At 63.1% G+C, this 9,216-nt stretch carries 10 protein-coding genes; 5 read left to right on the forward strand and 5 right to left on the reverse strand.

Annotated features, from left to right (window positions below):
* The 4 genes from A2J03_RS24455 to A2J03_RS24470 form a co-directional block, all read right to left on the reverse strand.
* Positions 1–1,031, reverse strand: a 1,031-nt coding sequence (locus A2J03_RS24455; RefSeq protein WP_068379222.1) for a type IV toxin-antitoxin system AbiEi family antitoxin domain-containing protein, incomplete at its 3' end; no start/stop codon positions are given.
* Between the two features lie 152 nt (positions 1,032–1,183).
* Complete coding sequence (gene recR / locus A2J03_RS24460; protein WP_068379225.1) at positions 1,184–1,792, reverse strand: recombination mediator RecR; 609 nt, start codon at positions 1,790–1,792, stop codon at positions 1,184–1,186.
* Between the two features lie 11 nt (positions 1,793–1,803).
* Positions 1,804–2,142 carry a YbaB/EbfC family nucleoid-associated protein gene (locus tag A2J03_RS24465; protein WP_068379246.1) on the reverse strand — a complete coding sequence of 113 codons (339 nt, stop codon included), beginning with the start codon at positions 2,140–2,142 and terminating at the stop codon, positions 1,804–1,806.
* A gap of 99 nt (positions 2,143–2,241) precedes the next feature.
* Entirely contained in the window at positions 2,242–2,676 is a 435-nt protein-coding gene (locus A2J03_RS24470; protein WP_068379228.1) for an SRPBCC family protein, read from the reverse strand.
* Positions 2,677–2,920: 244 nt separating this feature from the next.
* On the opposite strand from A2J03_RS24470, the gene A2J03_RS24475 reads away from it, so the two are divergent.
* Positions 2,921–4,369 (forward strand): FAD-binding oxidoreductase, encoded by a 1,449-nt coding sequence (locus tag A2J03_RS24475; RefSeq protein WP_197480944.1) that lies wholly within the window; start codon positions 2,921–2,923, stop codon positions 4,367–4,369.
* The gene (locus A2J03_RS24480) at positions 4,366–5,679 is read left to right on the forward strand and encodes a class I SAM-dependent methyltransferase (RefSeq protein WP_068379233.1); all 1,314 of its coding nucleotides are present in this window, start codon (positions 4,366–4,368) and stop codon (positions 5,677–5,679) included. The genes A2J03_RS24475 and A2J03_RS24480 overlap by 4 nt, the downstream gene beginning before the upstream one ends.
* Before the next feature lie 82 nt (positions 5,680–5,761).
* Here A2J03_RS24480 and A2J03_RS24485 read toward each other — a convergent pair whose 3' ends face one another.
* A complete protein-coding gene (locus A2J03_RS24485) occupies positions 5,762–6,700 on the reverse strand; it encodes an oxygenase MpaB family protein (RefSeq protein ID WP_068379235.1) in 939 nt (312 codons plus the stop codon).
* 53 nt (positions 6,701–6,753) lie between these two features.
* Here A2J03_RS24485 and A2J03_RS24490 point away from each other — a divergent pair, with 53 nt between their 5' ends.
* The 3 genes from A2J03_RS24490 to A2J03_RS24500 form a co-directional block, all read left to right on the forward strand.
* Positions 6,754–7,344: a TetR/AcrR family transcriptional regulator gene (locus tag A2J03_RS24490; protein WP_068379237.1), complete on the forward strand. Its 591-nt coding sequence runs from the start codon at positions 6,754–6,756 to the stop codon at positions 7,342–7,344.
* 16 nt (positions 7,345–7,360) lie between these two features.
* The gene (locus A2J03_RS24495) at positions 7,361–7,621 is read left to right on the forward strand and encodes an acyl-CoA-binding protein (RefSeq protein WP_068379240.1); all 261 of its coding nucleotides are present in this window, start codon (positions 7,361–7,363) and stop codon (positions 7,619–7,621) included.
* Between the two features lie 24 nt (positions 7,622–7,645).
* Positions 7,646–9,216, forward strand: a 1,571-nt coding sequence (locus A2J03_RS24500; protein WP_068379243.1) for an FdhF/YdeP family oxidoreductase, incomplete at its 3' end; no start/stop codon positions are given.

Below are 9,216 nucleotides of genomic sequence, written 5' to 3' on the forward strand. Positions count from 1 at the left end.
GTGCATTCCGATGCGCCTTTCCGTGCCACTACACAACGCTCGCACGGATACGATGCGTCGTCCCAACCTTCTCGGACCAGGACGTTGCGCACATCCCGGTACACGCCACACGGATCGTGAGCGACATCGTCCCAGCCGAACGCCAGGCTTGCGCGTCCGGCGAGTTCGGCAGCATTGTCTCTGCGGCGATCTCGGAAGCGTGTCTGCTTGGCCGAATGGAACTGCTGCCCGTCCAACCGGACTATCAGCCCGCCTGGCCCGTATTCGACGTCCTCGTAAAGAAGACGTCCGCCGACGTGGACCGGTGCTTGCCGTCGGCCGGTCGGTAGTCCGTGGGCCTTCTCCACGTCCACGGCATACCTGTACTCGAGCACCGATTGCACGCCGTCGGCAAGCATGGTGAGCGTGTCGAGAAGGGCCTGGCGATATCGCCTGGGGCGCCTCAGTTCGATCTTCCGGCGCATCGTTGCTATCGACACCGCGCCGGCAGACAGCGCGCTCACCAGGATCGCCGACGCCTCGCGAGGGGATGGGGCTGCGACGGCCAGATCCATTGCGGTGTCGGGCTTACTCGTTCGCGGCGGATCGAAATCGACACCGATATGCTCGATTGCCAACGAGCGGTGCATCACGACGCCAGGGTGGATCTGGGCGTTGTGCGATGATGTCGGCCTGACCAGGTTGCTCCGGACCACCGCAGGTTGATGGATCGCCGAGCACCCTCGCGGCACGGTCACGTGGACTGGCCCGTCGTCCGAGCGCGTCATGCCCCATTCGAACGCAGCCGTGTCGTGACTGATCATCGAACGACGGCCTCCGTACAGCAGAGCTGCGCGCAGCGTCATCTCGCGGCTCAACGGCCCATTGGTGACCGCGATGACGTTCCTGAACACGCGAAGCCACGCCCCCGACTCGACCTGATGTCGGATGGCCTGTGGTGTGAACCCGCACGCCCGCAACTGGACCGTCGTCAGCACCCCGTGCTGCGGATCGAGAATGTCCTGAGCCGGCGTCGGTCGCTTCGGGTTCATGCTTGGAAATGATGCACAACGACGGCACGAACAAAACCCGAAAACAGGCAGGTTGTGCACAGGGTGTGGATAACCGTAGTGGCGCGGTTGAGTGCACGTCAGGACACTCAACCGCGCCACTGGCGGCGGAGCCGCCCACCGAAACCCGAGCCCTACAAAACCCGCCGTCCGGTCAGCGCACGGCCGAGCGTGAGCTCGTCCGCGAACTCCAGATCCCCGCCCATCGGCAGGCCGGAGGCCAGCCGGGTGATCGACAGGCCGGGAAAATCGCGCATCATCCGGACGAGATAGGTCGCGGTCGCTTCGCCCTCGGTGTTCGGATCGGTCGCGATGATGACCTCGGCGACATCGACCCCGTCCTCCTGGTTCCCGACGCGCACCAGCAACTCGCGAATGCGCAACTGATCAGGCCCGACGCCGTTCAATGGATCGAGCGCACCACCGAGGACGTGGTACCGGCCTTTGAACTCTCGAGTGCGCTCGACGGCTTGAACGTCTTTCGGTTCCTCTACGACGCAGATGATGCTGCGATCACGCCGAGGATCGGCGCAGATTCGGCACAACTCCTTGTCGGCGACCGTGCCGCACACGGTGCAGAACTGGACCCCGTCACGGACACGCTGCAGCGCATTGATGAACCGGTCCACCTCGGGCGGTTCGACGCCCAACAGGTGAAATGCGATGCGCTGAGCACTCTTCGGGCCGACCCCAGGCATCTTGCCGAGCTCGTCGATCAGATCCTGGACAGGACCTTCGTACACGCGCGAACTCTCTAGAAGCCGGGGAGCCCGAGCGATCCGCCGCCGAGCCCACCCGCCAGCGGTCCGAGCTTCTCGGCGGCGACAGCCGACGCCGACTTCGAGGCGTCGGCGATGGCCCCGATGATCAGATCCTGAAGAGTGTCGACATCCTCGGGGTCGACGACCTTCGGATCGATCACCAGGGAAACCAGCTCACCTGTCCCCTTGACCGTCGCCGTGACGAGGCCCCCGCCAGCCTGGCCGGTCACCTCGGCTTCGGCGATCTCGGCTTGCGCAGCCATCAGCTGCTGCTGCATCTGCTGGGCCTGCTGCATGATCGAGGCGATGTCGGGCTGCTCACCGGGTTGCACAGTGGTGTCCTCTCGGTTCGGGTACTCCACAGCAACACTAGTGGGTCATTCCGCAGGCTCCACTCCCGTCAACAGTGGTGGGTCATCCAGCCTTACCGACTAACGCACTTCACGTTCCAGATTCGACAGCGTCTGCGCCTGGATCTTCTTCAAACCCAACGGCGCGAAGGTCTTCTCGAAGAACCCGCCGATCCCGCCCGCACCCTTCCACTCGGTGGTGGTCGTCACCTCGCTACCGGTTCCGGACGGGGCGACGGTCCAGGTCGTGACCATCGAGGAGTTCGCGTCGCGCTCGACGATCCTCGATCCGTCGACGGTGACGGTCGCCTTGACGTTGCGCGACCGCTTCGACGTGGCCTGCAGCGTCCACTGAGCGACAGTGCCGTTGCCCTGTCCCCCTTCGACGACGGTGTAGTCGAGGTACTGCTCGGGAAGAATCCGCGGACGGACGGTCTCGTAGTCGGCGAGTGCCGCCAGAACCTGATCGGGCGCCTGAGCGATGGTGATCGAACTACTCGCGCTTACCTGTGCCACGTGTGCGTCTCCTTGAATCGTTGATACCTGGTTCCCATCCTGCACTCCGGGGTGACCGATCGAGAAAGAACGACGTCTTGGATGTGATGCGCTTCACCGCGGACTGTCCCAGCTGCGAAAACAAGTTGGATGCACCACGCATTTGACCGATTTGCGCATATCAACGACAACATTTCCATGAAGTTTCATGCTCCAGGTGCCATTCTCGGTAGCCCCGCGCGAGCAGTGGATATAGCGTCTCCATGTGGCTTACGCGATAGCACTCCCGAGACGAAGGCCCGCACCCCGCGAGAGCGGATTCGCCGCGCACCGTGCAGGGGTGCAACTTCTGCTGGACAGCTATCGGGCAATACCCGCGACCGCAACCGTTCGGTTGGCGAAGAAGACGTCCAACCTGTTCCGCGCCCGCTCGGCGACGAGCGCACCCGGCTTGGACGTGTCCGGCCTGACGAGCGTCATCTCCGTCAACCCGCAGAACAAGACCGCCGATGTCGCCGGCATGTGCACCTACGAGGACCTCGTCGCGGCCACTCTCCCGTACGGCTTGGCGCCGCTGGTCGTCCCACAGCTCAAGACGATCACACTCGGCGGGGCAGTCACCGGACTCGGCATCGAGAGCACCTCGTTCCGTAGCGGTTTGCCGCACGAGTCGGTGTTGGAAATGGATATCCTCACCGGCCGCGGCGAGATTGTCACCGCGACTCCCGACGGAGAAAATTCAGACCTGTTCTGGGGCTTTCCCAATTCGTACGGAACTCTCGGATACGCGACTCGACTGAAAATTCAGCTGGAGTCCGTCCTGCCGTTCGTCGCCCTGCGCCACGTCCGCTTCGACGATCTCGACGTGATGCAGCGCGTCATGGACGAGATCGTGCGCGACCGTTCGTACGACGGCACCGAAGTGCAGTATCTCGACGGAGTCGTCTTTTCGGCCGACGAAAGCTACCTCACCCTCGGCATTCAGACGGCCGAACCGGGGCCTGTCAGCGACTATCACTCGGGGCAGGACATCTACTATCGCTCGATCCAACACAGGGGCGCCACGCCTGAACCCGACCGACTGACGATCCATGACTACCTCTGGCGCTGGGACACCGACTGGTTCTGGTGCTCACGCGCGTTCGGCACGCAGAATCCGAGAATCCGACGCTTCTGGCCGAAGAAATACCGCCGCTCCAGTTTCTACTGGAAGCTCATCGCGCTCGACCGAAAGTACGACATCGCCGATCGCCTCGAGGCACGCAAGGGCAATCCGCCACGGGAACGCGTCGTACAGGACGTCGAAGTGCCCATCGAGAACACCGCCGCGTTCCTGCGTTGGTTCCTGACCGACATACCCATCGAACCACTGTGGTTGTGTCCGTTGCGCCTTCGGGAACCGGCACTACCCGGCGCCGACGCGGCTCGCCCCTGGCCGCTCTATCCGCTCGAGCCGAAGAGGACCTACGTCAACATCGGGTTCTGGTCCTCGGTTCCGAAAGTTCCAGGAGCCCCTGAAGGTGCAGCCAACCGGGCGATCGAGCACAAGGTGACCGATTTCCAGGGGCACAAGTCGCTCTACTCGGACGCGTATTACACCGAGTCGGAGTTCGCCGCGCTGTACGGCGGTGAGAAGTTCGTCGAACTGAAGAAGCGTCACGACCCTGATTCACGTTTGTTGGATATGTACTCGAAGGCGGTGCAAAGAAAATGACAACGTTCAGAGAACCCACTACGCGCGAAACCCGAACTCACAAGCTCACCATCTCGGAAATCCTCGAGTTGCTCTCCGACGGCAACATCCCGATGCGGTTCACCGCCTACGACGGAAGTGCGGCTGGACCCGAGGATGCCGAAATCGGCCTGACCCTCAAAAGCCCACGCGGAACCACGTATCTGGCAACCGCCCCCGGCGATCTCGGGATGGCACGCGCCTACGTCTCCGGTGACCTCGACGCCGTCGGCGTTCATCCGGGCGACCCGTACGATCTGCTGCGGATCATGGGCGACGAACTGCATTTTCGACGCCCGAGCGCCCTGACACTGGCGTCGATCACGCGGTCACTCGGCTGGGATCTGTTGCGTCCCATTGCCCCTCCCCCTCAGGAGGTCGTCCCGCGGTGGCGTCGGATAGCCGAGGGACTCCGACATTCGAAGACTCGCGACGCCGATTCGATCTCGCATCACTACGACGTGTCCAACACGTTCTACGAGTACGTACTCGGGCCATCCATGACGTACACCTGCGCTGCCTACACCTCGGAGAACGACTCGCTGGAGGCGGCGCAGGAGAACAAGTATCGCCTCGTGTTCGAGAAGCTCGGCTTGAAGGAAGGCGATCGACTGCTCGACATCGGCTGCGGCTGGGGTGGAATGGTCCGCTACGCAGCGCGACGGGGCGTCAAGACCATCGGCGCGACCCTGTCGAAGGAGCAGGCCGCCTGGGCGCAGAAAGCAATTGCCGAAGAAGGCCTGTCCGATCTCGCCGAGGTGCGCTTCTCCGACTACCGGGACATCGCCGAAACGAACTTCGACGCGGTGTCGTCCATCGGGCTCACCGAGCACATCGGCGTCCACAATTACCCGTCGTACTTCGACGCGATCAAGTCCAAGCTTCGGGTCGGCGGCCGAGTACTCAACCACAGCATCACCAGGCCGGACAATCGAAGTCATGCGCGCGCCGGGTCGTTCATCGACCGTTACGTCTTCCCGGACGGTGAACTGACCGGTTCCGGGCGCATCATCACCGAGATGCAGGACGTCGGCCTCGAGGTGCGCCATGAAGAGAACCTGCGCGAGCACTATGCACTTACTCTCAAAGCCTGGTGCAAGAATCTCGTCGACAACTGGGACGCCTGCGTAGCCGAGGCGGGCGAGGGGACTGCACGCGTCTGGGGCCTGTACATGGCCGGATCTCGGCTCGGGTTCGAGCGCAATGTCGTTCAGCTGCACCAGGTACTGGGCGTCAAGCTCGGCCCCAAGGGCGAGGCGAATGTTCCGCTTCGCCCGTGGTGGGAGGGCTAGCCCTCCAGTGGCGCGGTTGAGTGCGCGGCAACACACTCAACCGCGCCACTAGCGCGTAGCGCTGCAGAATCGGGTGACACGACTACACCTTGGGGCTGTAGTGCTTCGGATCGTCGCGCGCTTCCATCGGCGGCAGATTTCGCGCTGGGGTCTGCGGCAGTGCAGCGTCGACGGGCACGCGACCGTTCGCACGGTCCCAGCCGGCCCGTCCACGCGGATGCAGACGGTAGCGGCGCGGAACCAACGCGAACGACAGGTTCACCGCCTTACCCACCCAACCGAAGACGCGCTCGTCGCGCTCGGACCAGTCGTAGCCCAGCAACTCGCGCACCGGCTGGTCGTACAGCCCGACGGTGAGCCAGACGAACCCACGAGTGATCGGCACTCGCAGTACCGACCACACACGGCTCGGAATCCACGCTGCGTACGGCGGGGGTCCGAGTTTCGACAGGTCGAGCACGTCACGTGTCGCCTTGTTGTCCTCCAGGACCTCGTTGCACATGCGTTTCCAGTACAGCTGGAAGTCCTCCCACGTCTCCGGCACCGGTTTCATGCTCATGCCGTAGAGCCGGTACCACTGGATGTGCTCGGTGAACAGCTGACGTTTCTGTGCTTCGCTCACTCCGCCCATGAAGTGATCCGCCGTGAGGATCGTTCCCATGAAGAACGTCGCGTGCGCCCAGTAGAAGGTGTCGGGATCTAGCGCGTGGTAGCGGCGCCCCTTGGCGTCGACGCCTTTGATGTTCTCGTGATATCCGCGGACCTGCAGCGCAGTCGCTTCGGCGCGATCGCCGTCGAACACCACACCCCCGATGGGATAGAGCGAGCGATACAGACGTTGCCACCGTTCGTCGAAGAAGATCGAGTGCTGCTCGACTCCCGCGCCGAGACCAGGGTGCATGTTCTGCATGGACCCCGCCCATACGCCCTGCAGCATTCCACGCCAATCACCGAAGTATTTCCATGTCAGCGAATCCGGTCCCAGTGGAACCGGTCGCTCGTCACCCGATTGACTACGCATGTTGTCAGACTAGGATCTGACAACATGCGTAGTCAATACTTCAGGCGAAGCCGTTGAACATCGACGAGCGCCGACGCCAGCGCCACGAGTCGCTCTTGGCCGCAGGAATCGAGTTGCTCGGCTCCCCCGATGGTTCCGCCGTCAGCGTTCGCGGGGTCTGCCGCTCGGCAGGTCTCACCGAGCGCTACTTCTACGAGAGCTTCGACGATCGCGATGCATTCGTACGAGCGGTGTACGCCCACGTCGGCGAGCAAGCCCGACAAGCAATCGTCGATGCCGTCGAATCCTCGGACCAGCGCGACCGAGTCGAGACACCTGTCCGCGCGTTCGTCGAACTGGTCCTCGACAACCCGAGCGTCGGACGAGTTCTACTGCTCGCCCCGTTCTCGGAGTCGGCGATCGGCGGAAGCGGCGCAGCATTGCTTCCCAGCTTCGTCGAGCTCGTGCAAGCCCAGTTGGTCACCGACGACCCCGATGACAGGCATCTGATTGCCGTCGGCGTGGTCGGGGCGCTCACGGCGCTGTTCGTCGGCTACCTCGACGGCTCCATCACGACGCCCCGCGAGAAATTCGTTGCGCACTGCGTCAGGCTCGTCGCCGGGGCCTCGGAACATGCCATGATCGAACCGACCACATTCCGATAGCCAAGGAGCACACACGATGTCCGATCTCGACGAGTCGTTCCAGCAAGCCCAGGTCGACGTCAAGACCCTCACGACCAAGCCGAGCAACGATGATCTGCTCAGTCTGTACTCGCTGTACAAGCAGGGTTCGAAGGGCGACGTGGAGGGTAAGCGGCCAGGCAGGCTGGACATGGTGAACCGCGCCAAGTACGACGCCTGGGCAAAACTCGAAGGCACTGGCCAGGATTCGGCCAAGCAGTCGTACGTAGACTTGGTTTCTCGCCTTCTGGGCAAGTAACTCATCCACAATGAGAGGCACCGCGTGAGCGACTACGACGAGGCAGATCTGCACATCGAGAAGCCGAAGACTCACGCGGCGGGACCGGTCGCCGTCGCAGTTTCGATGAAGCGATCACTCGGGCACATGGGTGCGGTGCGCACCGCGAAGACGCTCCTCGACCTCAATCAGGCCGAGGGCTTCGATTGCATGAGCTGCGCGTGGCCGGATCCCGACCCCGGCCACCGCCATGCCGCCGAGTTCTGCGAGAACGGCGCCAAGGCCGTTGCCGAAGAGGCGACGACCACGCGTGCCACTCCGCAATTCTTCGCTCGGCACAGCATCGCCGAGCTCGACGCCCGCACCGAGCACTGGCTCGGTCAGCAGGGCCGCATCACGCACCCGATGGTCAAGCTTCCCGGCGCGACGCACTACGAACCCATCGAATGGGACGACGCCTTCCGTCTCATCGGGGACGAGTTGAATTCCCTCGCCAGTCCCGACGAGGCACTCTTCTATACGTCGGGGCGAGCCTCCAACGAGTCTGCGTTCGTCTACCAGCTGTTCGCCCGCGCGTTCGGAACCAACAACCTTCCCGACTGTTCCAACATGTGTCACGAGTCGACGTCGTTCGCCCTGCAGGAGACCATCGGCATCGGCAAGGCGAGCGTCACCCTCGACGACGTGTACGACGCCGAGCTCATCATCCTGGCCGGCCAGAACCCCGGCACCAACCATCCCAGGATGCTGTCCGCGCTGGAGAAGGCCAAGCAGAACGGCGCGAAGATCATCTCGATCAACCCGCTTCGGGAAGCGGGCCTACTGAACTTCAAGAATCCCCAGACCGCACGGGGCATGGTGGGGCCCGGCACCGACCTGTCGGACTACCACCTGCCGATCAAGATCAACGGCGATCTTGCGCTGTTCCAAGCCATCGGATCGTTGCTGCTCGAGTGGGACAGCATCGACCACGAGTTCGTCGAGACGTACACCGCAGGATTCGACGAATGGCGCGAGCATGTTGCGTCGGTGGACTGGGATGTGGTCACCGACGCAACGGGTTTGACCGTCGAACAGATCACCGAGGCCGCACGGATGCTGCGTGACTCCAAGGCCACCGTGTTCTGCTGGGCGATGGGCCTGACGCAACACCGCAATGCCGTCGCCACCATCAAGGAAGTCACCAATCTCGCTCTCGCACAGGGAAACATCGGCAAGCGCGGTGCCGGACTGCTGCCAGTTCGTGGACACTCCAATGTGCAGGGCGATCGCACGATGGGAATCTGGGAACGGGTTCCGGAGCACTTCCTCGACGCCATCCACAGCGAGTTCGGCTTCGATCCGCCTCGCAAACACGGCCTCGACACCATCGATTCCATTCGAGCGATGCGCGACGGCAAAGCACATTTCTTCCTCGGCCTCGGCGGCAACTTCGCCCAGGCGACGCCCGACACCGAAGTGACGTTCGAAGCTCTGCGCGGGATGCGCATGACCGTGCACATCTCCACCAAGATCAACCGATCACACCTGGTCACCGGAGATACCGCGTTGATTCTGCCGACGCTGGGGCGCACCGAGAAGGACATGCAAAAATCGGGGCCACAGTGGATCTCGGT

Origin of the sequence: Rhodococcus sp. EPR-157, from assembly GCF_001647195.1 — a bacterium.
Classification (GTDB): domain Bacteria; phylum Actinomycetota; class Actinomycetes; order Mycobacteriales; family Mycobacteriaceae; genus Rhodococcoides.

Excerpts from the sequence above, each read along its gene's own strand:
- A2J03_RS24480 (WP_068379233.1), top strand. The coding sequence starts at position 4,366 with ATGACAACGTTCAGAGAACCCACTACGCGCGAAACCCGAACTCACAAG.
- A2J03_RS24485 (WP_068379235.1), bottom strand. The coding sequence starts at position 6,700 with ATGCGTAGTCAATCGGGTGACGAGCGACCGGTTCCACTGGGACCGGAT.
- A2J03_RS24495 (WP_068379240.1), top strand. The coding sequence starts at position 7,361 with ATGTCCGATCTCGACGAGTCGTTCCAGCAAGCCCAGGTCGACGTCAAG.